Here is a 24,357-nt window from a genome sequence, read left to right on the forward strand (position 1 = left end):
ATATTGTGAGGGGACTTTATGCCAAAGCTTTATCATGCTACAATTCAATCAAATCGATAATGATTATGCGAGATGCGCATGAACATCCATGACCTCGAAGCCTTTATCGCCGTGGTGGAAACCGGCTCGATCGTCGGCGCCTCGGCCAGGCTCAACCTCACCCAGCCGGGTGTCACCCGGCGCATCCAGAACCTCGAGGATGGGCTGGCGACAGCGCTGCTCGACCGCCAGTCGAAGCCGCTGAAGCCGACGGCGTCCGGGCGCGAGGCCTATGAACATGGCAGGCGGGTGCTGCGCTCGCTGGAGGATTTGAAGGCTGGCGTGTCGCCGCAAGGCGAGGTCAAGGGTGAGTTCCGCCTGGGCGTTATGCCCTATCTCTCCGACGCGGCACTGGCGCTGCCGCTCGACAGCCTGCGCGCCGCCTTTCCGCAACTGACGCTGCGCATCACCTCGGGCTGGTCGCCAAGGCTGGTGGAGCAGGTGGCGCGCAGCGAACTCGACGCGGTGGCGGTCTGCCTTGCCGAAGGTCTGATGCCGCCGGATGAGCTGGCCTGCGACGATCTCGGCGCGCAATCGGTGCTGCTGGTCGCGTCGCCCAGCCTTGGCGTGCCGAAGAAAGCCGACCTTGCCTCGCTGTCGCGCTTTGCCTGGGTGATGAACGAAAACGGCTGCGGTTTCCGCGCCTTCATCCGCCAGAGTTTCGAGGCGGCAAGGCTGCCGTTCCAGGTCGGCGTGGAGGCGCTCAGCGTCGATCTCAGAATGTCGCTGGTTGCGCGCGGCCACGGCATCGGCATCGTCACGCCCGGCGCCTTCGCCGACAGTAGGTGGCGCGACAAAGTGGAGGTCATCGACTGCCCCGACTTCAAACCGCAAGTGCGCGCCTGGCTGCTGCACCGCCCGCCCGCCGGACGGCTGGCCCGCCCGATCGCGCTGTTTCGGGATGCGCTGATTGATGGGCTGAAGGTGCCGATGCCGCTGCTGTCGTAGCGGGAGGCCATCTAGCCGTTGTTGTGTGAAAGACCTATCGTTCGCGCAGATCGTGCAGCCAGTCGTTCAAGCCCATGTTTTCGAATGCTGACCAGGCCTATGAGGATATCGCAGGCGCATGGGGTGTTAGGCAGGCTTTGCAATTCGACGATCACATTGCATTACCAGGTCTTGACCCCCTCGCAACGAACCCCAGATCGACCATGCCGGCGCTAGATGGGGCCGGTGCAGACGCGGGCGTCAGCTTCATGGGCGACGCCGCGTTGGGCGATGGTCTTGTGACCGTCGAACTCGGGCATCATGTGCCGGAGGCGATGACGTTGCGGGAGACCCGCGACGGGCGAGGGCGTTCCCAAAGGTTGAGCGGATCGGACCAGAAGCAGAGCGAAAACAGCAAGCACAGATGGAGCTGGCAGAGATGCCGGCTTCAGAATGGCGCATTGTCCTCCGGAGCATGGCAGGCAGTGCATACAAACGTAGCAGAAACAGGATCAAGAAAGGAGAAAGTGCAATGACCATTCGTGATCTCATGCCGTGGAGCCGCGACACCAGCCAGTCTCCGACCCTCTTTCGCGAAGGCGACCGGGACCCGTTCATGGGCCTGCATCGCGAGATGAGCCGCCTGGTCGACGACATGTTCCGCGGCTTCGAGGCGCGGCTTCCGTCCATGGGCAGGTTCTCTTCGTCCGGCACCGGTTGGCCCAGCGTGGAAATCTCCGAAACCGACAAGGAGATCCGCGTGACAGCCGAGATACCAGGCATGGAGGAGAAGGACATCGAGGTGTTGCTCGATGACGGCATCCTGACGTTGCGCGGCGAAAAGCACTCCGAAACCGACGACAAGGAGCGTCAGTTCTCCGAGCGGTACTATGGCCGCTTCGAACGTCGCATCCCGATCGGCTTCGAAGTCGCCGAGGACAAGGTCGCGGCCGATTTCCGCAACGGCGTCCTGTCCGTGAGCTTGCCGAAGTCCGAGAAGGCGCAGAGCAAGGCGAAGCGCATCCCGATCGGCGGCAAGAGCACCAAGCACTAGAGCAGTTCACCGTTTCACGGAAACGGTGGACTGCTCTAACTCTTTGTTTTGACGCAATTTCGGACGGAAAACCGTTTCACACTTTTCCTGAAATTGCTTTAGAACAGACCAGCCGGGCGTGCGTGCCGCGCACGCCCGGCATTGGCCGGCGGATTTCGCGCCGGTCGCCCTTGAGAATCCCCCAGCCTTCGGCAACATGGCGGCAAAGCTGGGAGCGCAAGGATGAGCAAGGCCATTTCCGCCGCACCGGGCAAGTCCGCACCGCGCAAGGCGCCGATGGCGCTGACCGAGGCGCTGGTGGCGCGGACCATGCGGGTGGTCGAGGATGCCGGGCCGACGCCGGGCATGGTCTATATGACGGACGCCGACTATGCGCGGTTTCGCGACGAGATCCTGGCCTCGGCACCGCCTGGACCGCTGAAACTGTTCGCCTATGGCTCGCTGCTGTGGAAGCCGGCCGGCGAGGTGAGGGGTGGCGAACGCGCGGTGGCGCGCGGCTGGCACCGGTCGTTCTGCTTCACCGTGCAGCGCTTTCGCGGCACACCGGAGCAGCCCGGCCTGATGATGGCGCTCGACCGTGGCGGCCAGTGCCAGGGCATGGTGTTCGAAATCGCCGAGCCGGTCGCCGCCAATCTGGAAGCGCTGCTGCGTCGCGAGATGACCATCCTGCCCGCCGTCAACGTGCCGCGCTGGCTGCGGGTCAGCACCGAAAGCGGGGTGAGTCAGGCGCTCGGCTTCGTCGTCGATCCGGCCAATCCGCGCTATGCCGGCAAGCTCGACAAGTCTGCGGTGGCGGCGACTTTGGCCAGGGCCGTCGGCCACTGGGGCTCAGGTGCGCAATATCTGTTCGAAACGATCCGCCATCTCGACGCCTGCGGCATACGCGACCGCAATCTGTGGCAGCTGCAGGAACTGGTGGCACGGGAGATCGGCAGCGCCGGTGCGGCTGTCTAGCCGTTCGCAGGCTTTCCGGGGACCGTGCGAACCAGGAAATCCCGAAAGCTTTCCGGCGGCTTACCCGTCAGCGCGGTGAAATCGCTGGAGGTCGCGGCATAGCGATCCTCGGCGATCGAGGTGCATAGCGTGGTGAAGGCCTGTGGCCAGGGATCGTCGAGACGCGCCGAGGTCGAGGCCAGATAGTCGCCGAGGGCGCAGGGACGATAGCGCAGGGGCCGTGCTGTCGCGTCGGCATAGCAGGCGGCGATCTCGTCAAAGCCCAGCGCTTGGTCTCCGGTGATCGTGTAGAGGGTGCGGGATGTGTCGGCTCTGGCCACCGCCGAGGCGACGGCCGCCGCGACGTCATCGCGCGAGACTGGCGCGACCTGGCCCTGTCCGGCAGGCAGTGCAAGTTCTCCCGATACCTGAGCAGGCACGAGCCATGTGTCGAGAATGAAATCACTGTAGAGGCCGCAGCGCAGGATGGTCGAGGAGACGCCGCAGGCGGCCAGCTGGCGCTCGGCGTCGCGGTAGGCGGGTGCGTAGTAGAAGGGCGACGTCTCGCCGATGTCGATGATGCTGGTGAAGGTGATGTGGCGGACAGAAGCTGCCCTTGCGGCCTCGATGGCGTTGGCGTGATGGCGCATGACCGCATCCGCGGCGCCATCGCTTGAAATCAGCACCAGCTCGTCGATGTCGGCGAAGGCTGCTTTCAGGGAGGAGATATCCTCGTAGTCGCCGACACGCAGCGTAGTTCCTCGGGGCAGGCGCCTCTGCGCCGCCTCGGCGTTGCGGACCAGCGCGGCGACCTCATGGCCTGATGACACCAGCCTCGAGACGATGGCGCGTCCGACATGGCCGGTGGCTCCGGTGACGAGGATCATCAGCATGTTCCAATCTTGCACTTGACGAACATATATCCCTGTGGTTATACGTCAACCAATAGCCAACGGGTTATCGATTGCAGATGCCGGACGCTCACGACATGCTCTTCAGGACGCTCGCCGACCCGACCAGGCGGGCGATCTTCGAGCGGCTGTGCCGCCAGGGGGAGCAGACGGTGGGGGCGCTGACGAGCCAGTCCGGCGTCTCGCAGCCGGCCGTGTCGAAGCATCTCGGCCTGCTCAAGCAGGCCGGGCTGGTGCGTGACCGCCATGAAGGCCGCCAGACGCATTACAGCGCGCAGCTTAGTGCGCTGGCGCCGCTGATGGACTGGACACGTGAGATGGCCGGGTTCTGGGAAAGCCGGTTCGACGATCTCGAGGATTTGCTCAAAAGGATGGACCAGTGAACGATAGTGCCCAGGAGACCCGCACTGTCGTCGTCGAGCGGCAGATTTCCCATCCGCCGGAAAAACTCTGGCGCGCGCTGACGCAACCGCATCTGATCGAGGAGTGGCTGATGAAGAACGATTTCAAGCCCGCTGTCGGCCACCGCTTCAACATCAGCGCCGATTGGGGCGGCGTGTTGGACTGCGAGGTGCTGGCCGTCGAGCCGAACAAGACGCTGTCCTACACCTGGAACCTCGCGCATCCGGACCCGGCCTTTGATCTCAGGAGCGTGGTGACCTTCACGCTGACCCCGACGCCAACCGGAACCCATCTGCGCATGGAGCAATCCGGCTTCCGGCCGATCAGCGGCGCGCCTATGGCGGCGCCAGAACCGGCTGGCCGCAATTCTTCGAGAAACTGGAGCAGCTTCTCGACCGGACGGATTAGACTCTTTGTTTTGACGCAATTCCCAAGGGAAAGCACTGCGCGCTTTTCCCGGGAAAACCGTTTCACACTTTTCCTGGAATTGCTCTGGTCCGGCCGATTTGAAAAACCGAAGGTGATTTCACCGGGCGGCCCACCGCCAGCAAAACCTATGGAGGAAGACGATGAAGATCAAACTGACCAGCATCTATGTCGACGACCAGGAAAAGGCGCTTGCCTTCTACACCGGCGTGCTCGGCCTGACCAAGAAGGCCGATTTCAGCAACGGGCCGTTCCGCTGGCTGACGGTCGCCTCGCCGGACGAGCCCGAGGGCACAGAATTGCAACTGGCGCTCAACAACCAGCCGGCGGCCAAGGCCTATCAGCAGGCGATGTTCGAGCAGGGCCAGCCGGCGGTGATGTTCTTCACCGATGACGTCAAGAGCGACCATGAGCGCATCAAGGCGCGCGGTGGCACGTTCGCCATGGCGCCGACCGAGGTGACCGGCTCGACCATCGCCAAGCTGAACGACGGCTGCGGCAATCTCATCCAGATCACGGAGCTGGCGCGCTGGTAGCGCGCCCGGTTTCACGCGTTTCACGGGAGGTCATTTTGGACTGGAGCAAATGGATCAGGCAAGCGCATCGCTGGCTGTCGATCATCTTCACGGCGACCGTCGTCGCCAATTTCGTCACCATGGCGTTTGGACAGCCGCCCGCCTGGGTGGTCTATTCGCCACTGCCGCCGCTCTTCCTTATGCTGTTCAGCGGCCTCTATATGTTCGTGCTGCCCTATGTCGGGAAAGGACGCAGCGTGCAGCGCGTCAACGGATAGGAGGAAAGCCTATGGCCAAGTCGACCACCGCCAAGGCTGAGCCAAAACTGCTTTCCGGCGGCACCCCGCGGATCGCCAAGGGTTATGGCGATGCTCCGGTGCAGGCCTATATCGCGGCCATGCCGGGCTGGAAGCGCGAGATGGGCGGGCGGCTCGACGCGCTCATCTCGCGTGCCGTGCCTGGTGTGCACAAGGCGGTGAAATGGAACTCGCCGCTCTACGGCGTCGAGGGCGAGGGCTGGTTCCTCAGCTTCCATTGCTTCACCAAATACATCAAGGTGGCCTTCTTTCGCGGTACGTCGCTGGATCCGGTGCCGCCGGGCGAATCCCGGAGCCAGGACACGCGCTACCTCAACATCCATGAGGGCGACGCGTTCGACGAGGTGCAATTCAGCGCCTGGGTGAAGCAGGCCAGCCAATTGCCTGGCGAGCGCATGTGAGCGCTCTATTGTTCATATTTTTTGAGGAGAGAGAGCATGACCGGATCGCAGGAGAGCAAGTCTCCCTCGGAGCTGATCGACGGCAGGATTAGGGAATTGGGCGACTGGCGCGGCGAGATGCTTGGCCGGCTGCGCGCGCTCATTCATCAAGCCGATCCCGAGGTGGTCGAGACGTGGAAATGGCGTGGCGTGCCGGTGTGGGAGCATGACGGCATGATCTGCACCGGCGAGACCTACAAGAGCGTCGTCAAGCTGACCTTCGCCAAGGGTGCGGCACTGCCCGATCCGGCGAAGCTGTTCAACTCCAGTCTTGAAGGGAATACGCGGCGGGCCATTGATTTTCAGAAGGGTGAGGAGGTTGACGAAGAGGCTTTCAAGGCGCTCGTGCGGGCTGCCATCACTTTGAACACATCCAAGTCCCGAAAGTAATTCTACTGCGTCATAGGCCATTGCGTATAACCGTCGAGGTCAGCGCTGCCCCTCACTGTCCTGCCGAACGTTCGTCACTCGAAAAGCCAAGCAATTGGCTTTTCGTCCGCTTCGCGGACCGCTCCTCAACTCCCCGTAAACGGGGCGAAGGATGCCGTCGCCGCCGCTTTCGCCAATCGCCAGCGTTGCAAACAATGCGGCGACGGCGCCGCCAGCCCTCTCGCCCCGTTTACGCTGCGCTATGCATACATCTTGTGTGACTGGCGTGACTGATCTGCCCGAGGCTTGATTGCTAAGTGGTTCCCCCAATCCGTCGCTGCTTCGCAGCGCCACCTTTCCCCCCTCCGGAGGGAAAGGAAGGGAGCCTTGCTGGACGAGCGTTGAGGGCAAAAAGCTTGGCGCCTTTCCTCTACCCCGTCGATCGGGGGGTCCGAAGGACGGGCGAGACCCGTGGCTCGCCCCGGCAGGTGGCTCGGCGAAGCCGAGACGGAGTGGGGGTCGACCAGCGCAGCATAAGACAATGCGTGCGCCAAGCTGCCATGCACGCCATCGCCAAAGACCAGCCGCTTGGAAATGTGTGCATGACGTAGCCGTGTAAGAGGAGAGATGTCCATCCCCGCAAAACCGGCCGCGTTTACGATCTGGGAAGCTTGATGGTGCTAGACATCTCGGAGTGACGGCTGGCCGCGTTGGCCGGCCCCGGATGGATTCGCCATGAACAGCCCGATGCGCATGCCGTGGGTGGACACGGCCAAAGGCCTCTCGATCATCCTCGTGGTCATGATGTATTCGGCCTACAACACTGGCGAGTACACCGGCGGCGTCGGCTTCCTGCACTATGTCATCGGCTTTGCGACGCCGTTCCGCATGCCGGAATTCTTCCTGATCTCCGGCCTGTTCCTGTCGCAGGTGATCGACCGGCCGTGGCGGCGCTATATCGACCGGCGTGTCGTCCACTATCTCTATTTCTACGTGCTGTGGGCGATCATCTCGATCGGGCTGAAGATCGGTATCTTCAGCCGGGATCCCGGCGGCATGCTGCACGACTTGGCAATGGCCGTCATCCAGCCCTATGGCGTGCTGTGGTTCATCTACATGCTGGCAGTGTTCGGCCTTGCCGCCAAACTTCTGCGGCAGTTCCGCGTGCCGGCCTGGATCGTCATCCCGATCGCTGCCGGTCTGCAGATGTGGGCACCGCATCCCGACAGCTATGCGGTTGAACAATTCGCGGCCTATTTCGTGTTCTTCTATGTCGGCTTCGTCATGGCGCCGCTGGTGTTCCGCCTCGTCGAATGGACGCAACCGCGCCCGATGCTGGCCGTCGCCGGTCTGCTCGTGTGGGCTGTCGTCAACGGCCTGCTTGTCTATTCGCCGGGCTATGCCATGCAGCCGGTCGGCATGCAGATGGGGCTGGCGGCATGGCCGCCACTGCATCTCACCTTGGCCGTCGCGGGCGCGGTGGCGCTCTGCGTGCTTGGCGGCTTCCTCTGCACATTCGCCTCGATGGAATGGCTGCGCTGGCTCGGCGAACATTCGCTGGTCGTCTATGTCGCCTTCACCATCCCGATGTCGCTGTTCCGCGGCGCCGCACTGGCAAGCGGCCTCTTGACCGACACCGGCATGCTCAGCCTGGCGGTGCTGCTGGTGTCGACCATCAGCCCGGTGGTGCTCTACCTCATCATCAAACGCGTGGGCTTCGGCATGTTCCTGTTCGAGCGGCCGGCCTGGGCGCATATCGACAACAGCGCGTCGCAAGCGGCACCAAAAACGGCGCTGCCCGCTGCCGCCGCGCAATCAAGCCGGACATAGCCGAACGCAAGTCTTGCGGCCGGCCTCAGCCGTCGCGCAGCCATACCAGCATCTCGCCGGGCTCGCGGTTGTCCCAGGCGTAATAGGGGATGGCGGTCAGGAGTGTCTCGACGCTGGCCGGCGGCTCAGCCCGATAGAGCCCGTCCTGCCAGGCGTCGCCGGCATCGGCGCGTGCCGTGGCCGAAAGCGTCACCACGCCACCCAGCAGTTCGGGCGCCTCATGCGCCTCGATGCCTGCCGTGCGCGGCAGGGTCAGGCGGTGCAGCCGGCTGTCATTGTCGGATGCCTCGACGCAGTAGATCAGCGGCCCGCGCGACAGCGCAACGCGGCCGGCATCCTGCCGGACCTCGGGATTGGCGTAGAGCCGCTCGATCGGCATTTCGAGATCGAGCCGGACGCGGTCGCCCTTGTTCCAGACGCGCCGGATCGCGGCATAGCCGTCGCTGGTCATGTCTTCGAGGTCGACCGCCTCGCCATTGATCTCAAGCCTCGCACTGCTGCTCCATGCCGGGATGCGCAGATGCAGCGTGAACTCCACTGGCGCTTGCGGTTCGACCGTGATCCCGACGGCGCCGTCCCAGGGATAGCGGCTCGCCTGCGTCAGGCTCACCGGTGTGCCCGCAATGTCGAAACGGGCAGTGGAGTCGCCGTAGAGGTGGACAGCCAGCGCATCGTCGGCCAGGCTGTAGAAATAGCTGCCGATCGAGGCGACCATGCGCCCGACATTGGGCGGGCAGCAGGGGCAGCGGTGCCATTTCCATCGGTTGTGCCGGCCCCGGCTTTCCAGCGGGTTTTCGTAGAAGAACAGCGAGCCGTCGAGCGACAGGCCGGAGATCGAGCCATTGTAGAGCGCGCGCTCCATCATGTCGGCGTAGCGGGCGTTCGGCCCCATGCCGAGCATGCGGCTCGCCCAGAACACCAGGCCGACAGCGGCGCAGGTCTCGGCATAGGCGCTCTCATTGGGCAGGTCGTAGTCGCTGGTGAAGCCTTCATTGTGCGCCGACGGGCCGAGCCCACCGGTGATATAGAGGTTTTTCGTGGTGAGGTCGTCCCACAACCGGTCAAGCGCGACGCGTAGTGAGTCATCGCCATATTCGGTGGCGATGTCGGCCATGCCCGATAGAGATACATCGCCCGCACCGCATGGCCGACGACCTTGTCCTGTTCGCGCACCGGCCTGTGCGACTGATTGTATTCGTAAGTCTTGAAATGATAGGCCTTGGGGTCGGCGCCACGGGCGCGCGCCTCCTCGTCGAAATAATGCGGTTGTTGGCCGCGCTGGTCGATAAAGTACTTCGCCAGATCCATGTATTTCTGCTCGCCGGTCACCCGCGCCAGCTTGACCAGCGCCAGCTCGATCTCCTCATGGCCGCAATAGCCTTTCTTCTTGCCAGGCTCAGGCCCCAGGACCGAGGCGATGTGGTCGGCGTAGCGGCACATAATGTCGAGCAGCTTGCGCTTGCCCGTCGCCTGGTAGTAGGCGACCGCGCCTTCGATCAGATGGCCGGCGCAATAGAGCTCGTGGCAGTCGCGCAGGTTTGTCCAGCGCTTGCCGGGCTGGATGCGCTGGTACCAGCTGGAGAGATAGCCGTCCTCCTGCTGCAGTCTGCCGTACATGTCGATGACGGCGTCGATCTTCTTCTCCAGCTCGGGATTCTTGCGCCGGTAGAGCGAATAGGCCGCGGTCTCGATCGTCTTGCCGAGATCGGAATCCCAGAACATCTGCGTCGTCACCGTCGAGCCGGTGAATTCGGCGCCCTGGCGGTCGGCTTCGTCGGGCGAGGGCGAGTGGAAGGGAATGACAACACCGGGCGAGGGGCGGTCCGGGTCTATCTGCTCCAGCATGCGCGCTTCGACGCAGCGCTCGTAGAGGATGTCGGCGGTGCGGGTCGCCACCGCGTCTGCGCGGTCGCCCCAGAAGCCGTGCACGTCGACCTGCGGCACCGGCAGCGGGCGGAAGGCGAGCTTTGGTTTTCCGGTTTTGGGCGATGCAGTCATGAACTCACTCCATTCGATCTGTTATTTGACGGCCCCGGCCATCAGGCCGCGGATGTAGAAGCGCTGCAAAGCGAGGAACAGGATCAGGCACGGCACCATCATCACGGTGACGCCCGCCTGCACCGCGCCCCAGTCGATGGCGCCGAAGCGGCCCGACTGAAGTGCCGTCATCATCACCGGTAGGGTGAATTTGGACTGGTCGGTCATCAGCACCAGGGCGGCGAGGAACTCGTTCCAGGCGCCGAGAAAGGCAAACAGCGCGATGGTGACGACACCTGGCCAGACCAGCGGCAGCATCACCTTGACCAGCATGGTGGCGTTGCCGGCGCCGTCCATGCGGGCGGCTTCCTCGATCTCGCGCGGCACGGCGTCGAAGGCGTTGCGCATCATGAAGATCGAGAACGGCAATTGCAGCGTCACATAGACGCCGACCAGGCCGGTCAGCGTGTTGTGCAAGCCAAGCTTGGTCAGCACCAGGAAGATCGGCGTCAGGATCGACTGGAACGGGATCATGATCGTCGACAGGATGAGGACGAAGAACAGGTCCTTGAGCGGAAAGCGGAAGCGCGAGAAGCCATAGCCGGCCAGCACGCTGACGATGACCGACAGAATGACGGTCATCACCGAGACGTAGATGCTGTTCTGCGCCGAGACCCACAGCCCGTCTCCGAAGGAGTTGAGCGTGGCATAGTTTTCGAGCGAGAAGCCCGTGGTCGGCCATGGCGGCAGCGGCGGCAGGCGCGCTTCGGCCGCCGGCTTGAAGGCCGACAGCGCCGTCCACACGATCGGCGCGACGAACAGCACCGAGGCGATGATGCCGGTGGAGTGCCGGGCAAAGCGCGCGGCGAGCTTGCCCCTGGCTGATATCGCCTGCGCCATCAGTCGAGCCCCTCGGGCTTGCGCAGCAGCCAGAGCTGGATGAGGCTGAGCGCCACCAGGATGACCAGCAGCACCATGGAGAGTGCCGCGCCATAGCCGAGCTTGAACGACACGAAGGACTGGTTGAAGATCCAGTAGACCGCCGTCAGCGTCTGGTTGCGCGGGCCGCCGCGCAGGATGATGTAGAACTGGTCGAAGGCAAGGATCGAGCCGGCGACCGACAGGATCAGCGCCAGCGCCAGCGTGCGGCGCATCAGCGGCAAGGTGATCGCCCGGAACCTGGCGAATGGCCCGGCGCCGTCGATGACGGCGGCCTCCTGCAGGTCTTGCGGGATCGATTGCAGGCCGGTCATCAGGATGATCATGGTGAAGCCGGCGACCTTCCACACGACCATGGCGATGATCGACCAGAAGGCCGGCTGGAAGGTGGCGAGCAGGTTGAACTTCTTGTCGATCAGGCCGAGGTCGTAGGCGGCGGGGCTGAACAGGCCGGAATCGACGTTGAGCAGCCAGGACCAGAGCAGGCTCGCCGAAGCAAAACCGACCACCGCCGGCATGAAGAAGAAGGTGCGGTAGAGGTTGGTCAGCGGTCGCGGTTTTTCGATGAAGATCGCCAAGGGAAAGGCGATGGCGAAGATCGCGATGGTGACGATCACCGTGTAGTAGCCGGTGAATTTGAGCGCGTTCCAGAACCTGGTGTCGCGCAGGATGGCGACATAATTGTCGAGGCCGATGAAGGAATGCTCGCCCATCAGCGGCCAGTTGTGCAGCGACATCCATGCCGTCATGCCGAGCGGGATGACGAAGAACAGCATGACCAGCGCCACCGCCGGCGCGACATAGAGCAGGCCGATCCACTGCCGGCGACCGGCGCCGACGAGTTTTCGGGCACGGGGCGGGGCGGTGGTGGTGGCGGTGATGGTGGTCATGGCGATTCCCTTGGCGCTACGTCCCCTCCCCCTCGAGGGGAGGGTCCGGCCGAAGGCCGGGGGTGGGGTCCTCTCCGCAGCGCGCCGACGAAAAAAGGGGAACGTCGAGCACTGCCGAGGCGACCCCACCCGGACCTGCGGTCCGACCTCCCCTCGAGGGGGAGGTGGGGTCGGTGCTACTTCTGCGGCGCCTGGTCGATGATCGACTGCATGGTCTCCTGCGCATTCGCTATCGCGCCGTCGACATCGTCGCCGAAGAACACCTCGTTGACCATCTGCGTCCACGGGCCGTTGGCGGAGTTGATCAGGTCGTTGAACACCACCGAATAGGGCGTCTTGCCCTTGGCCATGGCTTCGGCGGCGATCTGGTAGCGCGGGTCGAGTTCCTTCAGCGCATCCTTGGCGATGTCGCCGCGCACCGGCAGGCTGCCATATTTGGCGAGGATGGTCTGGCCTTCCAGCGAATAGGCGAAGTCCAGGAACTCCTTCACCACGGCGAGCTTCTTGGTGCCCTTGGTGACGACGAAATTGTCGCCGCCGGCAAAGGACGACCAGCCGCCATCCTTGCCCGGCAGGAAGGTGACGCCATAGTCGACATTGGGATATTGGGTGTTGAGCGCGCCGATGGCGAAGGCGCCGGACGGCGAGATGCCGATATTGCCGGCGGCGAAGGCGGCGAAGAAGTTGGCGCCGGTGTCGGTTTGCGCGCCTGCCGGCACCAGGTCCTTCTTGACCATCGAGCGGTAGAGATCGATGGCGCCGCGCAATTGCGGGCTGTCCAGCGTCGCCTTCGAGCCGTCTTCGCTGAGGATGTCGCCGCCCGAGGCCCAGATCAGCGGCGTGAAGGTGAAGATGTTGCAGCCGCCGCAATTGCCGGAGAAGTAGAAGCCCTTGATGTTGCCGCCAAGCGCGTTGACCTTCTCGGCATCGGCGGCGATCTCGGCCCAATTGGTGGGACCTTTTTCAGGGTCGAGGCCGGCCTGTTTGAACAGTTTCTTGTTCCAGATCAGCACCGAGGCATCGGCCGAGAAGGGCAGGCCGTAAATGTGGTCCTTGTAGGTGCCGGTCTTGACATGCGCTGGCGACAGGCTGGCGAAATAGGGCAGGGACTTGGCCCAGTCGGTGATGTCCTCCAGCTGGCCGGCGGCGGCGAAGGATGGCGTGTAGATCAGGTCGAGCGACAGCGCGTCGGGCGCCGTGCCGCCGGCGGCGGCCGCGCCATATTTCGGGATGATCTCGGCATTGGGGATGATGTCGAGCTTGATCTGGTCCTTGTGCGCCTTGTTGTAGGCGTCGACGATGCGCGGCATGAAATTCGAGCCGTCGGCGCGCACCCAGATGTTGGCGGTGTCGGCGGCAGCGGCACCCAGACCGCTGCCCAGAACGGCAGTGGCCAGGGCCAGTTTGGCAATCAGGTTCCTCATGTTTTCCTCCTCCAAGGGTTGGCCGCTGTGTGCGGCTTGGCGCCGATCACGCGGCGCTTTCGTTTTCAGCCGTCCGGTGAGCGGCCACAGGACTGACGCACCACCAGCCGGCACGGCAGTTTTCGAATGCCCGGCGCGGCGGGCTGGCCGCCGACCAGGGAAAGCAGGGTCAGCCCGGCCTCGCGCCCGAGGGCGGCGAGGTTCATGTCGACCGAGGTCAGCGGCGGGCGCGTGGCTTCGGCGACAATCTCCCAATTGTCGAAACCGATGACGCCGACATCGCCGGGAACGGCGAGGCCGCGCTCGCGCAAGGCATCGATGACGCCGCGCGCGATCTGGTCGTTGCCGCAAAAGACGGCGTCCGGGCTTTGGCTTTTGCCATCGAACAGCTGCGCCACCGCTTCATGTCCCCAGGCTTCCGACCAGGAGCCGAGCAGCGGCTCGGTCACCGGCAAGCCGTTTTCGGCAAGCACGTCGCGATAGGCCTGTGCGCGGGCATGCACCACGGCAAAGCTCGCCGGGCCGCTGACATGGGCGATGCGCCGGCGGCCAAGCCGGCAGAAATGTTCGACGGCCAGCCGCGCGCCGCCGGCATCGTCCGAGACGAAGGCGACGGCGTCGGGGTCGGGCTGGGTGAAAGCATAGATCACCGGGATGCGCAGATTGGCGAGATCGACGGGCAGATGGCGGTCGATGCGTTTTCCCGTGGCGATGATGCCGTCGACGCGCTTGTCGAGCATGGCCTCGACATGCAGCTGGCCGAGACGCGGATCCTCCTCGACATTGCACAGGAAGACCGAGACGCCATTGTCGACCAGCGCGTCCGAAATGCCCGACATCAGCGGCAGCGAGAAGCGGCCATAGGTATCGTTGGTGAGCAGGCCGACGGTGAAGGAGCGGCGCCTGAGCAGGCTCTGCGCCAGGCTGTTGGGCCTGAAGCCCAGGCTGCGCGCCGTCTCGCGGATGCGCTCGCGCGTCTCGGCGGTCATGCGCCCCTGGTCGTTGAGCGCCTTCGAGGCTGTGGCAACGCTGACGCCGGCCCGCGCCGCCACGTCACGCAAGGTGACGGGCTTGGGAAAGACCGGAACAGGGTGATCGTCCGCTGCCATCGCGCCGAGGAATCCTTAGTTGGGAAAAGGTTTTCTCTTACAGGCCGGAACAAGGCCCGGCCACTGGCCGAGCCCGATCGAAACTGTTTGGAAAAACCTTTTCTCAAGTCAAGCTAGGCCAGATTGGGGGAGTGTTCAAGGGGAAAAGTGGCGAAGGTCTGTCTGTGGGAAGAGAAAGGGCTGAGGCTGGCAAGGCCCGGGGGGCCTCGCCCCCACGGGACTGGCTTCGGCATGCACACATTTCCAGGCAGCTGGTCTTTGGCGATAGCGTGCATGGCGGCTTGGCGCATGCATTGTCTTATGCTGCGCTGGTCGACCCCCACTCCGTCTCGGCTTCGCCGAGCCACCTCTCCCCGATCGACGGGGTAGAGGAAAGGCGCCAGGCTTTTTTGCCGTCAACGCTCGTCCAGCAAGGCTCCCTTCCTTTCCCTCCGGAGGGGGGAAAGGTGGCGCTGCGAAGCAGCGACGGATTGGGGGAACCACGTGGCAATCAAGCCTCGGGCCGATCAGTCACGCCAATCACAGAAGATGCGTGCATTCCGTAGCCACTCCCGTGGGGCGAGGAACCCAGGGATTGTCAGCGAAGTCTTAAGGGCTGTTGCGCCATGGTGGTCGCCCGCCAGGAGTCCCACCATGCCCGATACCTCATACGCCCCGAAAGGCCCGGCACGGCCCGGCAAACGGGCAGGGCACGACAGCGCCGACAAACGGCACCCCGATGCTACCGCCATCGCTCGCCTCAAGGCGGAACTCGCGGCCCAGGCCGCCCTCATCGCCAGGCAGGAGGTTTCGCTGGCGCATAGCCGCAAGATCTTCGACCGCGCCTCGGCCGCCGCGCGGATCGGCGTGTGGGAATGCAGCCTGCCCAGCGAACAATTGCACTGGACCGATGTGGTCTACGATCTGTTCGATTTGCCCCGTGGCGCCACGCTCGACCGCAGCGAAATCATCAAGTGCTATCCGGCAGAGTCGCGCAAGGCGCTGGACAGTTTGCGCAGCCGCGCGATCGCCGAGCGCAGCGGCTTCACGCTCGACGCCGAGATCACCACCTTTGCCGGACACAGCCGCTGGATTCGCATCACCGCGACCGTCGAGTGCAAGGCTGATGTGCCGGTGCGCATCTTCGGCATGAAGCAGGACATCACCGAGGAGAAGATCCTGTCGGACCGGATGCGCTATCTCGCCGAATTCGACGCCATGACCGGGCTTGCCAACCGCGCGCGCTTCCAGGCGCGGCTGGCGCAGGCGGATGCCAGCCGCCCGCTCGGCGCGCTGCTTCTGATCGACCTCGACGGCTTCAAGGCGGTCAACGACACGTTCGGCCATGTCGTCGGCGACGAGTGCCTGAAGGCGGCGGCCGAGCGGCTTGCCGAAGGCTGCGGCGCGGCGGATCTGGTGGCGCGCGTCGGCGGCGACGAGTTCGCGGTGCTGCTTGGGTCGCATCTCGACCGGGCTGCCGTTTCCGGCGTGGCCCGCGAGATCATCGAGAGGGTGGGCAAGCCGGTCGTGGTGCGCGGCCAGTCGCTGCGGCTGGGTGCCTCGGTCGGCATTGCCTTTGCCGGGTCGGGCGCGCCCTGCGATCTGTTCGCGCAGGCCGACACCGCGCTCTATGCCGCCAAGGCGGCGGGCCGCAACACGTTCCGCATCTTCAAGGCCGAGGCCGGCGCGAAAGGCCGCAGTGCCGCGGCGTGAGGGGCTGCAGGCTTTCAGGAAAGCCGGAGCGGCTTCCCGCCCTGAAGTTCTTGAGAACAAAGAGTTAAGGCTGAGGGTTGATGTTTTGCATCACCCGTTGGGTCGCGGCTTGCCGGTCACCTGTGCCCGCGCGGATCGGCGTTTCAACTCCCGTGGCGCCGCGCGTTCCTTTTGGGTTTCGGTGGCGCAGTGCCTGCCGAACAGCGGTGCCGCGACGACGCCAGGCGACATTTCGCAAAGTGCCGACAGAAGAACCTTCGGGCTTAACTTTTCCGCAACCATTTGCCCGTTAGGTCGACCGCAATGGCCTCGTGGCGGAGCGGCTACGCTGGAGACGGCAAATCTCTGAAGCCTCGGTTCGATCCCGAGGCGAGGCCTCCAAAATCATTCAGCTGAGAAGCTGCGTCGAACCTTCGAGAGCGAAGGCGACGACCTGCGGACTTGCATCTTTGGTGGCGTGGGCCGGGATATCTCGGCGCCATCGTCTCAGGCGGCGCAGAGCCGACGTTAAAACCACCTATTTGCATTTGGCATGCAGGGCGCCCGCGAAAAGAGTGCTATGGAAGGGCGCGAGCTTGCTCGCTCCGATTTTCCCCGACATTCGAGGTTATTTCGTGCGTGAACCGCCACTGCTGCCGGTCTTTGGAAAACTCGGTGTCAAGACACGTGTGGCTGTTCTGGCCGCACCTGCCTCGTCGGCAAGCATCGTGCCGCGTTTGCGTGAGCTTCTGGCCACGCATGGCGGCATGGCGCTGAAGCTGTCGGTGATCGCCTGGACGATGCTGGTCCTGGGTGCGGTGTTTTTCATGATGCAGGGCTGAAACGCATGGCCAACCGCTACGCGCTGCGCATGGATCTCCCCCAGAGCTGGGCCATCATCGATGTCTTCACCGGCCAGCCGGTCGAAGTCCGGCAAAGAGTGATGGTCGGCATGACCTCGCGCGACGCCAACGCCATGCTCGATCAGATGAATGTCCGCGACATCAAGCGCCGGGAGAGGGCGGAGCGCAAGGATTGAACGTTCCGGCTGCCGGCTCAAAGGGTGCGCCAAGACCCACCGAACCAAAACCAGAGGATTCCCGTGAGAGCGAGCCTGAGGCAAAAGATACTGGAGGTTTGCGACCGCAAGATCTCCGAGAAAGGGCCCGCCGTCGGCGTGTCGTTCTACGCGTTTTTCGCCAACAGGAATGACGACCCCGAACTGCTGATGGAAGCAGCGGAATGGTGGATCAGAACCCACCGCCTCGATCATTTCGAAAAGGCCGCGAAGATACGCACGATGATCGAGGGCATCGAGGTTTAATCTTTGTTTCTATGCATGTCGTTGTCTCAAAACCGGGGTCACTTTTGAGCGACATGCATTGGGCTGATCAGCCGAAGTCGGCGGCCGTGAGCACATACATGCTCTTGCGGGTGCGGTCGTAGGCCTTCGACGCCACGCCGCGGATGACGCTGCTCTCGGTGTCGAATGTCGCGAGGTAACCTGCCTCGTTGGCCGCGGTTGCCGGCTGCATCCGGGTCATCGCGTCGGCGGCGACCGAGAAGGAAATCTGGAACATGCCGTCATGGCCGACGAAACGGATGCGCTTGCCGGCTTCGTCATAGCTGCGGCTGCGGTTGGGGAATGTCAGGCTCATGTCTTGACCTCCGTTGTGGCGGCCTTCTTGGTCGCCCGCTTCTTCTTCGGCGTCGGGTTCAAGGCTTCGGCGACACGGTCGGCCTCTTCCTTGGCCAGCCGCAAAATCCTGAGCTTCGCCGTTTTGATCTCCCTGGCCTTCGCTTCGGACATGTATTCGGCGGTTGCCTTGTTTTTCTCCGCCGTCTTCTTCTGCTTGTCGACGAAGCGGGCTTCAGCTTTTTCCATGATCGTCTGATTGCCGTCGGCCATCGAACAAATCTCCCTTGCGTTTGAAATCGTGAAAGTGAACTTGTCCGATAAATAGGCGCTTGATCGGCAAAATTCAATTTTTTGAATTATTTATGCCATTCGCGATATCACGAAATCGCCGGTCGAAATAATACTTTTCAATATTTCATCGGGTCCGCGAATAATTTTTGGCACTCCTATCTATCGAGTGCCAAAGCGCCTATATGGGGGAAGCGGCCGCCTAAGCTGGCCCCAGAAAGAAGTTTTCATGAAGTTTCGGCCACTCCACGACCGCGTCGTCATCCGGCGCGCCGAAGGCGATATCAAATCCAAGGGCGGCATCATCATTCCCGACAATGCCAAGGAAAAGCCGCAGCAAGGCGAAGTCATCGCCGTCGGTCCCGGCGCACGCGACGAAAACGGCGCGCTTGTGCCGCTTGACGTCAAGGCCGGCGACCTGATCCTGTTCGGCAAATGGTCGGGCACCGAGGTCAAGATCGACGGCGAGGACCTGCTGATCATGAAGGAAGCCGACATTATGGGTGTCATCGACAAGAGCGAGGCAGCCACCGAGAAGACTGTCGCCGCCAAGAAGGCTGCCTGATCAGCGCGCCGCGTGTCCTTCGGGACGCGCAAGGACGCTCAGAGATTGATCATGGAGGCTCTGCCTTCATCAACCGAACTGGATAAAAATCATGTCTGCCAAGGAAATCAAATTCGCCACCGACGCGCGTGACCGCATGCTGCGCGGCGTCGAGATCCTCACCAATGCGGTGAAGGTCACGCTCGGCCCCAAGGGCCGCAACGTCATCATCGACAAGGCCTATGGCGCGCCACGCATCACCAAGGACGGCGTCACCGTGGCCAAGGAAATCGAGCTTGCCGACAAGTTCGAGAACATGGGCGCGCAGATGGTGCGCGAAGTGGCCTCGAAGACCAACGACCTTGCCGGTGACGGCACCACCACCGCCACGGTGCTGGCCGCCTCGATCCTGCGCGAAGGCGCCAAGCTGGTTGCCGCCGGCATGAACCCGATGGACCTCAAGCGCGGCATCGACCAGGCGGTCGCCGCCGTCGTCGTCGAGATCAAGGCGAAGGCCAAGAAGGTCAAGTCGTCGGCCGAGATCGCCCAGGTCGGCACCATCGCCGCCAATGGCGACGCCACCGTCGGCGACATGATCGCCAAGGCGATGGACAAGGTCGGCAATGACGGCGTCATCACCGTCGAGGAAGCCAAGACCGCCGAAACCGAACTCGACGTCGTCGAAGGCATGCAGTTCGACCGCGGCTATCTCAGCCCGTATTTCGTCACCAATGCCGACAAGATGCGCGTCGAGCTGGAAGAGCCCTATGTGCTCATCCACGAGAAGAAGCTCGGCAATCTGCAGGCAATGCTGCCGATCCTCGAAGCGGTGGTGCAGAGCGGCAGGCCGCTGCTGATCATCTCGGAAGACGTCGAAGGCGAGGCTCTGGCCACGCTGGTCGTCAACAAATTGCGCGGCGGCCTCAAGGTCGCGGCCGTCAAGGCGCCTGGCTTCGGCGATCGCCGCAAGGCGATGCTGGAAGACATCGCCGTGCTGACATCGGGCCAGATGATTTCCGAGGATCTCGGCATCAAGCTCGAAAACGTCACCATCGAGATGCTCGGCCGCGCCAAGCGCGTGCTGATCGAGAAGGACACCACCACGATCATCGACGGCGCCGGCACCAAGGCGACGATCCAGGCACGTGTCGCCCAGATCAAGGGCCAGATCGAGGAGACGACCTCCGACTACGACAAGGAAAAGCTGCAGGAGCGGCTCGCCAAGCTGTCGGGCGGCGTTGCCGTCATCCGCGTCGGCGGCGTCACCGAGTCGGAAGTCAAGGAAAAGAAGGACCGCATCGACGACGCGCTGAATGCAACACGCGCGGCGGTCGAGGAAGGCATCGTGCCCGGCGGCGGCGTGGCGTTGCTGCGCGCCAGGTCGGCGCTTGCCGGCCTGAACGGCGCCAATGACGATGTCACCGCCGGCATTTCGATCGTGCTGCGCGCGCTCGAAGCGCCGATCCGCCAGATCGCCGAGAATTCCGGTGTCGAAGGCTCGATCGTCGTCGGCAAGCTCACCGACAGCAAGGACCACAATCAGGGCTTCGACGCCCAGAACGAGACCTATGTCGACATGATCAAGGCCGGCATCGTCGACCCGGCGAAAGTGGTGCGCACCGCGCTGCAGGACGCCGGTTCGATCGCCGCCCTTCTGATCACCGCCGAAGCTATGATCACCGACATTCCCGCCAAGGATGCCGCACCGGCGGGTGGCGGCGGCGGCGGCATGGGCGGCTACTAACGATTCAGCCGGTCTGCGGGGTGGCTTCATCGAAGCCGCCCTCCAGGCCTGATCTGAATCAGCCACGCCGGCTGCTCACTGAAGTTAGTTATTATCGCCGGGGGATTTCTCCCGGCGCGCAGGCCTCTAGCCCAGGAGACGGATCCATGATCACGTTCGTGCAGAAGCCACAGACGGTCGTAACGACCGAAACCACCGAGGAAAGCCGCTTCGACCGCATCCGCAGGATTGCCGCCGACAAGCACAAGAAATCCGATTCAGACACGGCGACGCCACCAAAGAGCGAGCCCAAACGCCCGATGTAGGGTGGTTGGCGGCGCCCCGATCAGGGCGCAACCTCCGATCGGCGGAAGCAGCCGGTGGCGTGATCGTTGACGACCGAAGGCCTGCATCCATCCTGCCTCTCCGTCAACCGATACTGCGGCGAACCGGCGCCACGGTCCACAGTGCGCTGGTCGATCATCGCATGCCCCGGGGAATGCCCCATCTCGGTCACGATGCCGCCTGCAGCCTTGCGGCCGGCCTCGGCGTGCCGGATCGAATCAGCCAGAAGATGCCATTCAGCACGCGCCGATGATTGACATGCGGCGCGGGCGCATCCGGCGCACCTGCGAGAGTGCGCTGGCGGCACCGGTCGATCCCGTGTCAAACCGCAAGATCGGTCGAGCGTGACATGTGCGGCAGCGCCTATCTGGTGTTGCCACGGAGAAGAGACGTTGAAGGCGGCGCTTGAAAACTACCATGCCAGGATGCAGCGGGTGATGGATTACATAGACCAGCACCTGGATGGCGATCTGGATCTGGAAGCGTTGAGCGGCGTCGCGGCGTTCTCGAAATACCATTTCCACCGGCAGTTCACGTCAACCTTCGGGGTGTCCGTGCATCGCTATGTCCAGCTCGCCCGCCTGAAGCGCGCTTCGTACAGGCTTGCCGGGAGCGAAAGCGTCACCGACATAGCGATGGATGCCGGTTACGACGCACCGGATGCCTTCGCCCGCGCCTTTCGGCAACGGTTCGGACAATCGCCTTCGTCGTTTCGGAAGTCTCCCGACTGGGGAGCGTGGCTCATGGCCTTCGGGCCTTTCGACAAAGCAAGGAACACGCTCATGCAGATAATCTTTGACCACGACGACGTGACGATCCGCGAAGTGCCGCCCACACCGGTGGCGATCATGGAGCATCGGGGTGACCGGGCAACACTCCAGGACACCATCCAGCGGTTCATCGCCTGGCGCAAGGCGGCGGGCCTGTCGCCCGAGACAAGCCCGACCTTCAACATTTTCCGTTCCGAAAGGGAGCCGGCGATCCCTGCCGATTACAGCATGGATATTTGTGTCGGGACCGATCAGCCGATCGATCCGAATGACAAGCAGATGAAGGCCGGTGTGATCCCCGGCGGACGCTGCGCGGTGCTGCGCTACCCCGGCAACACCAACAATCTCGAGCCCGCCGCCCTTTACCTTTATCGTGAATGGCTTCCGGCCAGCGGCGAGGAAGTGCGCGACTTTCCGGTCTATTGCCAACGACAGCTATCCCGCCTCCCGGACGGGCCGATCCACGAAGTGGTCGTTGAGCTTTTTCTGCCCCTGAAATAGCTCCAGCACCACATAGCGGGTCAACGGCGCGAGTTCGATGTCGCGGGCCGAGCCGGAATCGAGCCAGACACCTTCCTGTCGACAGCATCGGCCTGTCCGGTATTGTCATTATATTAGCCAAAGCGCATATTCGTCCGGCAGTGGGCCCTTGGCCGCCAACGCGTCCAAGGGCGCCTGCAATTGTTCCGAAAAATAAATCGCTCCGTGCCGCTCGAATTATGGAGCAGCACGAGACAATGACATTTGGAGGAAATACCCATGAAAGTGACGATCTTGGCAAACTATGCGCCTCATGCCGCCAAAGGATTGATGCAAGGTTCGGACAGGCAGGCTGCGGTCAAGGCGCTTTTTGAAAGCGTTGGCGGCAAGATGACCAGCGTGATGTTCACGCGCGGCATCTATGACGTCGTTGTCAATGGCGAGGTGCCGGACCAGTCAGCGGGGATTGGCATGTCCCTTGCGGTGCGAGCGAGCGGCTCGCTGACAGAGATGGTTGTCCTGGAAGAACTCGACATGAAGGCAGTGCTCGCGGCCGCCAAGAAGGCTGCCGGCGCGTACAAACCCGCCGGCTGATGGACTTGCCTTCTTGATCAAGGCAGCACGGTTCGATGCCGTGCTGCCGAGTGTCGGACAGGGCATGTTCTTCCGACTTTCGCGGCGACTGGAATTCAAGCTAGTATCGTCCGGTGGTCGTTTGGTGCAGAGAGCTTGCTGAAACGCAACCGCGATTCTGAACACGGAGACAAGCCATGTTTGCGGCCAAGGCCATCGACACCTCGGACAAGGCCGCATTCTACCGCGACCTCGCTGCTCAGCTGAAAGCACTGCTGGAGGGCGAGAGCGACTCGATCGCCAACGCCGCCAACACCGCGGCGCTGATCTTCCAGATGGTGCCCGACCTCAACTGGGCCGGCTTCTATTTCCTCGCCTCGGACGAGGAACTGGTGCTGGGACCTTTCCAGGGCAAGCCGGCCTGCGTGCGCATCGCCGTCGGCAAGGGCGTGTGCGGAACGGCGGTCGAGCTCGGCACCTCGATGCTGATCAAGGACGTGCACGATTTTCCCGGCCACATCGCCTGCGACGCCGATTCGCGCTCGGAACTGGTCGTGCTGCTCGAAGATGATGAAGGCGTCTTTGGTGTGCTCGATCTCGACAGCCCGCTGCCTGGGCGGTTCGACCAGGCCGACCAGGCGGGCATCGAGACGCTGGCGGCGATCTATGCGGCGGCGAGTTCTTTCGAGGATTGAGCGCTCGCCATTGAGATAAAGCGTCGGCGCCGTAGGGCGCTGCCTCGCAAGCCTACCGCTCCGCCTTCAGCGCACGATCGAACGCCACAGCCGCCATATCAATCAACTGCGCGTGAATCTCGCCACGCGATCGACCACCACCGTCATCGCACAGGGGATCACCGATCTCTTCGGACACGATGATCGCCGCCGCACCGGGCTTGCACGCGCCGAACATGCTGTAGTGGCTGGCATCCTCGATCGTCGCGTAGCTGGCATTTGAAACCGCTTTCGCGATCCCGGAGGCGTCGGTGGTCGCCGGGATTTTTCCCGGCCGGCCGAGATTGACGATGGCGACCGGAATGCTGATGCCGGCGAAGCTTTTGGGGTCAAGGACATCGACCGGGGCGGGATCGATCGCCATGGCGAAGCGGATGCGGTGGTCTGCGTTGTCGCGGCCGGCGCGCCGCAGATCCATGGCGTGGAGATCGACGCCGCTTTGCCTGACCCACTGGCACAGCGAAGCATTGAGCTGGTCCGTATCGCAATAGGCCGCCAGCAGCTCGGGGTCGACACGGGCGCCGGCGATTGCGAGTGCCGTGTTGCCACCCATGGAAAGGCCGAGAACGCCGACTTTGCCTTGCTCGAGGTGATCGCCGAAAAAGCCGTCCTTGCCGATCGCGTCCAGCGTTGCCGTAAGGTCGGCGGGTCGCAGCCAGAGTTTCATCGTCTCGACGGCGGATCTGTTCTTCCCGCCATTTCCCGAGTGCGTCGGCGCGGCAACGATAAAACCCTGCCTGGCCAAGGGCGTTGCAATCCAGCTCAGCGCCTGCGGGGTCCCCGCCAGGCCGGCGCCGTGCGACAGCAGGATCAGCGGAAATTTTCCACCTGATATCGGCGCATCGCGCATGGCTGACGTGCCGATGAAAAGCTTGCTGTCGCCAAGGTCGACCGCCTCGCCACCTGGCTGCGCCGGGTACCAGACCGTCACGTCGAGATCGATGCCGCGCTCCTTGGACGGGGCGGCGAAGTGGCGAACGCCGACGGTGTCGCCGGCGATGCTCGCGTTCAACATCAGCATCGTCGAAACGAGAATTGTGCAAAGCATGGTCCAGAACTTCATTGAGATCTCCGTTGCCGAAACGCCT

The 24,357-nt window shown here is 63.3% G+C and carries 27 protein-coding genes and 2 pseudogenes; 20 read left to right on the forward strand and 9 right to left on the reverse strand.

What is annotated here, in order from left to right:
• Positions 1 to 78 precede the first annotated feature (78 nt).
• The 3 genes from AC0V8S_RS14310 (at position 79) to AC0V8S_RS14320 (ending at position 2,974) form a co-directional block, all read left to right on the forward strand.
• Positions 79 to 987 carry a LysR family transcriptional regulator gene (locus tag AC0V8S_RS14310; RefSeq protein WP_475438078.1) on the forward strand — a complete coding sequence of 303 codons (909 nt, stop codon included), beginning with the start codon at positions 79 to 81 and terminating at the stop codon, positions 985 to 987.
• Between the two features lie 511 nt (positions 988 to 1,498).
• Complete coding sequence (locus tag AC0V8S_RS14315) at positions 1,499 to 2,020, forward strand: Hsp20/alpha crystallin family protein (protein WP_475438623.1); 522 nt, start codon at positions 1,499 to 1,501, stop codon at positions 2,018 to 2,020.
• A gap of 222 nt (positions 2,021 to 2,242) precedes the next feature.
• On the forward strand, positions 2,243 to 2,974 hold the full coding sequence (locus AC0V8S_RS14320; protein WP_475438079.1) for a gamma-glutamylcyclotransferase: 732 nt from the start codon (positions 2,243 to 2,245) through the stop codon (positions 2,972 to 2,974).
• Here the strand turns inward: AC0V8S_RS14320 and AC0V8S_RS14325 are convergent.
• Positions 2,971 to 3,846 carry an NAD(P)H-binding protein gene (locus AC0V8S_RS14325; RefSeq protein WP_475438080.1) on the reverse strand — a complete coding sequence of 292 codons (876 nt, stop codon included), beginning with the start codon at positions 3,844 to 3,846 and terminating at the stop codon, positions 2,971 to 2,973. The two genes, AC0V8S_RS14320 and AC0V8S_RS14325, sit on opposite strands and share 4 nt — an antisense overlap.
• Positions 3,847 to 3,923: 77 nt before the next feature.
• Here AC0V8S_RS14325 and AC0V8S_RS14330 point away from each other — a divergent pair, with 77 nt between their 5' ends.
• From AC0V8S_RS14330 to AC0V8S_RS14360, 7 genes and pseudogenes are all read left to right on the forward strand, one after another.
• Positions 3,924 to 4,247, forward strand: coding sequence for an ArsR/SmtB family transcription factor (locus AC0V8S_RS14330; protein ID WP_475438081.1), 324 nt, complete (start codon positions 3,924 to 3,926; stop codon positions 4,245 to 4,247).
• Positions 4,244 to 4,674: pseudogene (locus AC0V8S_RS14335) on the forward strand (SRPBCC family protein). The gene AC0V8S_RS14330 and the pseudogene AC0V8S_RS14335 overlap by 4 nt, the downstream one beginning before the upstream one ends.
• 161 nt (positions 4,675 to 4,835) lie before the next feature.
• Positions 4,836 to 5,228, forward strand: a complete 393-nt coding sequence (locus AC0V8S_RS14340) for a VOC family protein (RefSeq protein WP_475438082.1) — start codon at positions 4,836 to 4,838, stop codon at positions 5,226 to 5,228.
• A gap of 35 nt (positions 5,229 to 5,263) precedes the next feature.
• A complete protein-coding gene (locus AC0V8S_RS14345; RefSeq protein ID WP_475438083.1) occupies positions 5,264 to 5,485 on the forward strand; it encodes a hypothetical protein in 222 nt (73 codons plus the stop codon).
• A gap of 11 nt (positions 5,486 to 5,496) precedes the next feature.
• Entirely contained in the window at positions 5,497 to 5,925 is a 429-nt protein-coding gene (locus AC0V8S_RS14350; protein WP_475438084.1) for a DUF1801 domain-containing protein, read from the forward strand.
• Between the two features lie 36 nt (positions 5,926 to 5,961).
• Positions 5,962 to 6,354 (forward strand): DUF1801 domain-containing protein, encoded by a 393-nt coding sequence (locus AC0V8S_RS14355; RefSeq protein WP_475438085.1) that lies wholly within the window; start codon positions 5,962 to 5,964, stop codon positions 6,352 to 6,354.
• A 714-nt stretch (positions 6,355 to 7,068) separates the two neighbouring features.
• A complete protein-coding gene (locus tag AC0V8S_RS14360; RefSeq protein WP_475438086.1) occupies positions 7,069 to 8,163 on the forward strand; it encodes an acyltransferase family protein in 1,095 nt (364 codons plus the stop codon).
• 25 nt (positions 8,164 to 8,188) lie between these two features.
• Here AC0V8S_RS14360 and AC0V8S_RS14365 read toward each other — a convergent pair.
• The 5 genes and pseudogenes from AC0V8S_RS14365 to AC0V8S_RS14385 form a co-directional block, all read right to left on the reverse strand.
• A pseudogene (locus tag AC0V8S_RS14365) lies at positions 8,189 to 10,161 on the reverse strand (glycoside hydrolase family 127 protein).
• A 21-nt stretch (positions 10,162 to 10,182) separates the two neighbouring features.
• On the reverse strand, positions 10,183 to 11,040 hold the full coding sequence (locus AC0V8S_RS14370; protein ID WP_475438087.1) for a carbohydrate ABC transporter permease: 858 nt from the start codon (positions 11,038 to 11,040) through the stop codon (positions 10,183 to 10,185).
• Positions 11,040 to 11,969 (reverse strand): carbohydrate ABC transporter permease, encoded by a 930-nt coding sequence (locus AC0V8S_RS14375; protein ID WP_475438088.1) that lies wholly within the window; start codon positions 11,967 to 11,969, stop codon positions 11,040 to 11,042. The genes AC0V8S_RS14370 and AC0V8S_RS14375 overlap by 1 nt, the downstream gene beginning before the upstream one ends.
• Positions 11,970 to 12,145: 176 nt before the next feature.
• Positions 12,146 to 13,393, reverse strand: coding sequence for an ABC transporter substrate-binding protein (locus AC0V8S_RS14380; protein WP_475438089.1), 1,248 nt, complete (start codon positions 13,391 to 13,393; stop codon positions 12,146 to 12,148).
• A gap of 65 nt (positions 13,394 to 13,458) precedes the next feature.
• Positions 13,459 to 14,502, reverse strand: a complete 1,044-nt coding sequence (locus AC0V8S_RS14385) for a LacI family DNA-binding transcriptional regulator (protein WP_475438090.1) — start codon at positions 14,500 to 14,502, stop codon at positions 13,459 to 13,461.
• A 633-nt stretch (positions 14,503 to 15,135) separates the two neighbouring features.
• On the opposite strand from AC0V8S_RS14385, the gene AC0V8S_RS14390 reads away from it, so the two are divergent.
• From AC0V8S_RS14390 to AC0V8S_RS14405, 4 genes are all read left to right on the forward strand, one after another.
• A complete protein-coding gene (locus AC0V8S_RS14390; RefSeq protein WP_475438091.1) occupies positions 15,136 to 16,194 on the forward strand; it encodes a diguanylate cyclase domain-containing protein in 1,059 nt (352 codons plus the stop codon).
• A 614-nt stretch (positions 16,195 to 16,808) separates the two neighbouring features.
• Positions 16,809 to 17,015, forward strand: a complete 207-nt coding sequence (locus AC0V8S_RS14395) for a hypothetical protein (protein ID WP_475438092.1) — start codon at positions 16,809 to 16,811, stop codon at positions 17,013 to 17,015.
• Between the two features lie 5 nt (positions 17,016 to 17,020).
• Positions 17,021 to 17,212, forward strand: coding sequence for a hypothetical protein (locus AC0V8S_RS14400; protein WP_475438093.1), 192 nt, complete (start codon positions 17,021 to 17,023; stop codon positions 17,210 to 17,212).
• A 63-nt stretch (positions 17,213 to 17,275) separates the two neighbouring features.
• Entirely contained in the window at positions 17,276 to 17,497 is a 222-nt protein-coding gene (locus tag AC0V8S_RS14405) for a DUF6500 family protein (protein WP_475438094.1), read from the forward strand.
• A 67-nt stretch (positions 17,498 to 17,564) separates the two neighbouring features.
• On the opposite strand, the gene AC0V8S_RS14410 is transcribed toward AC0V8S_RS14405, so the two are convergent.
• Both AC0V8S_RS14410 and AC0V8S_RS14415 read right to left on the reverse strand, forming a co-directional pair.
• Positions 17,565 to 17,831 carry a DUF1488 family protein gene (locus tag AC0V8S_RS14410; protein WP_095200469.1) on the reverse strand — a complete coding sequence of 89 codons (267 nt, stop codon included), beginning with the start codon at positions 17,829 to 17,831 and terminating at the stop codon, positions 17,565 to 17,567.
• Complete coding sequence (locus AC0V8S_RS14415) at positions 17,828 to 18,082, reverse strand: hypothetical protein (RefSeq protein ID WP_095200470.1); 255 nt, start codon at positions 18,080 to 18,082, stop codon at positions 17,828 to 17,830. Before AC0V8S_RS14415 ends, AC0V8S_RS14410 begins: the two co-directional genes overlap by 4 nt.
• A gap of 247 nt (positions 18,083 to 18,329) precedes the next feature.
• Here AC0V8S_RS14415 and AC0V8S_RS14420 point away from each other — a divergent pair, with 247 nt between their 5' ends.
• From AC0V8S_RS14420 to AC0V8S_RS14445, 6 genes are all read left to right on the forward strand, one after another.
• The gene (locus AC0V8S_RS14420; RefSeq protein ID WP_183461853.1) at positions 18,330 to 18,665 is read left to right on the forward strand and encodes a co-chaperone GroES; all 336 of its coding nucleotides are present in this window, start codon (positions 18,330 to 18,332) and stop codon (positions 18,663 to 18,665) included.
• Positions 18,666 to 18,756: 91 nt separating this feature from the next.
• On the forward strand, positions 18,757 to 20,388 hold the full coding sequence (groL, locus tag AC0V8S_RS14425; protein WP_183461851.1) for a chaperonin GroEL: 1,632 nt from the start codon (positions 18,757 to 18,759) through the stop codon (positions 20,386 to 20,388).
• A gap of 146 nt (positions 20,389 to 20,534) precedes the next feature.
• The gene (locus AC0V8S_RS14430; RefSeq protein ID WP_475438095.1) at positions 20,535 to 20,693 is read left to right on the forward strand and encodes a hypothetical protein; all 159 of its coding nucleotides are present in this window, start codon (positions 20,535 to 20,537) and stop codon (positions 20,691 to 20,693) included.
• Positions 20,694 to 21,104: 411 nt separating this feature from the next.
• The gene (locus AC0V8S_RS14435; protein WP_475438096.1) at positions 21,105 to 21,983 is read left to right on the forward strand and encodes an AraC family transcriptional regulator; all 879 of its coding nucleotides are present in this window, start codon (positions 21,105 to 21,107) and stop codon (positions 21,981 to 21,983) included.
• Positions 21,984 to 22,241: 258 nt separating this feature from the next.
• Positions 22,242 to 22,556 (forward strand): GYD domain-containing protein, encoded by a 315-nt coding sequence (locus AC0V8S_RS14440; RefSeq protein WP_010910761.1) that lies wholly within the window; start codon positions 22,242 to 22,244, stop codon positions 22,554 to 22,556.
• A gap of 176 nt (positions 22,557 to 22,732) precedes the next feature.
• Positions 22,733 to 23,230, forward strand: coding sequence for a GAF domain-containing protein (locus tag AC0V8S_RS14445; RefSeq protein WP_183461849.1), 498 nt, complete (start codon positions 22,733 to 22,735; stop codon positions 23,228 to 23,230).
• A 52-nt stretch (positions 23,231 to 23,282) separates the two neighbouring features.
• Here AC0V8S_RS14445 and AC0V8S_RS14450 read toward each other — a convergent pair whose 3' ends face one another.
• Positions 23,283 to 24,332, reverse strand: a complete 1,050-nt coding sequence (locus tag AC0V8S_RS14450) for an alpha/beta hydrolase family protein (protein WP_475438097.1) — start codon at positions 24,330 to 24,332, stop codon at positions 23,283 to 23,285.
• Positions 24,333 to 24,357 lie beyond the last annotated feature (25 nt).

The sequence above is a fragment of the Mesorhizobium oxytropidicola genome, assembly GCF_056174625.1.

Excerpts from the sequence above, each read along its gene's own strand:
- AC0V8S_RS14415 (WP_095200470.1), bottom strand. The coding sequence starts at position 18,082 with ATGGCCGACGGCAATCAGACGATCATGGAAAAAGCTGAAGCCCGCTTC.
- AC0V8S_RS14310 (WP_475438078.1), top strand. The coding sequence starts at position 79 with ATGAACATCCATGACCTCGAAGCCTTTATCGCCGTGGTGGAAACCGGC.
- AC0V8S_RS14355 (WP_475438085.1), top strand. The coding sequence starts at position 5,962 with ATGACCGGATCGCAGGAGAGCAAGTCTCCCTCGGAGCTGATCGACGGC.
- AC0V8S_RS14430 (WP_475438095.1), top strand. The coding sequence starts at position 20,535 with ATGATCACGTTCGTGCAGAAGCCACAGACGGTCGTAACGACCGAAACC.
- AC0V8S_RS14400 (WP_475438093.1), top strand. The coding sequence starts at position 17,021 with ATGGCCAACCGCTACGCGCTGCGCATGGATCTCCCCCAGAGCTGGGCC.
- AC0V8S_RS14315 (WP_475438623.1), top strand. The coding sequence starts at position 1,499 with ATGACCATTCGTGATCTCATGCCGTGGAGCCGCGACACCAGCCAGTCT.
- AC0V8S_RS14330 (WP_475438081.1), top strand. The coding sequence starts at position 3,924 with ATGCCGGACGCTCACGACATGCTCTTCAGGACGCTCGCCGACCCGACC.
- AC0V8S_RS14325 (WP_475438080.1), bottom strand. The coding sequence starts at position 3,846 with ATGCTGATGATCCTCGTCACCGGAGCCACCGGCCATGTCGGACGCGCC.
- AC0V8S_RS14380 (WP_475438089.1), bottom strand. The coding sequence starts at position 13,393 with ATGAGGAACCTGATTGCCAAACTGGCCCTGGCCACTGCCGTTCTGGGC.
- groL (WP_183461851.1), top strand. The coding sequence starts at position 18,757 with ATGTCTGCCAAGGAAATCAAATTCGCCACCGACGCGCGTGACCGCATG.
- AC0V8S_RS14440 (WP_010910761.1), top strand. The coding sequence starts at position 22,242 with ATGAAAGTGACGATCTTGGCAAACTATGCGCCTCATGCCGCCAAAGGA.
- AC0V8S_RS14410 (WP_095200469.1), bottom strand. The coding sequence starts at position 17,831 with ATGAGCCTGACATTCCCCAACCGCAGCCGCAGCTATGACGAAGCCGGC.
- AC0V8S_RS14420 (WP_183461853.1), top strand. The coding sequence starts at position 18,330 with ATGAAGTTTCGGCCACTCCACGACCGCGTCGTCATCCGGCGCGCCGAA.
- AC0V8S_RS14375 (WP_475438088.1), bottom strand. The coding sequence starts at position 11,969 with ATGACCACCATCACCGCCACCACCACCGCCCCGCCCCGTGCCCGAAAA.
- AC0V8S_RS14340 (WP_475438082.1), top strand. The coding sequence starts at position 4,836 with ATGAAGATCAAACTGACCAGCATCTATGTCGACGACCAGGAAAAGGCG.
- AC0V8S_RS14385 (WP_475438090.1), bottom strand. The coding sequence starts at position 14,502 with ATGGCAGCGGACGATCACCCTGTTCCGGTCTTTCCCAAGCCCGTCACC.
- AC0V8S_RS14320 (WP_475438079.1), top strand. The coding sequence starts at position 2,243 with ATGAGCAAGGCCATTTCCGCCGCACCGGGCAAGTCCGCACCGCGCAAG.
- AC0V8S_RS14370 (WP_475438087.1), bottom strand. The coding sequence starts at position 11,040 with ATGGCGCAGGCGATATCAGCCAGGGGCAAGCTCGCCGCGCGCTTTGCC.
- AC0V8S_RS14445 (WP_183461849.1), top strand. The coding sequence starts at position 22,733 with ATGTTTGCGGCCAAGGCCATCGACACCTCGGACAAGGCCGCATTCTAC.
- AC0V8S_RS14390 (WP_475438091.1), top strand. The coding sequence starts at position 15,136 with ATGCCCGATACCTCATACGCCCCGAAAGGCCCGGCACGGCCCGGCAAA.
- AC0V8S_RS14360 (WP_475438086.1), top strand. The coding sequence starts at position 7,069 with ATGAACAGCCCGATGCGCATGCCGTGGGTGGACACGGCCAAAGGCCTC.
- AC0V8S_RS14350 (WP_475438084.1), top strand. The coding sequence starts at position 5,497 with ATGGCCAAGTCGACCACCGCCAAGGCTGAGCCAAAACTGCTTTCCGGC.
- AC0V8S_RS14450 (WP_475438097.1), bottom strand. The coding sequence starts at position 24,332 with ATGAAGTTCTGGACCATGCTTTGCACAATTCTCGTTTCGACGATGCTG.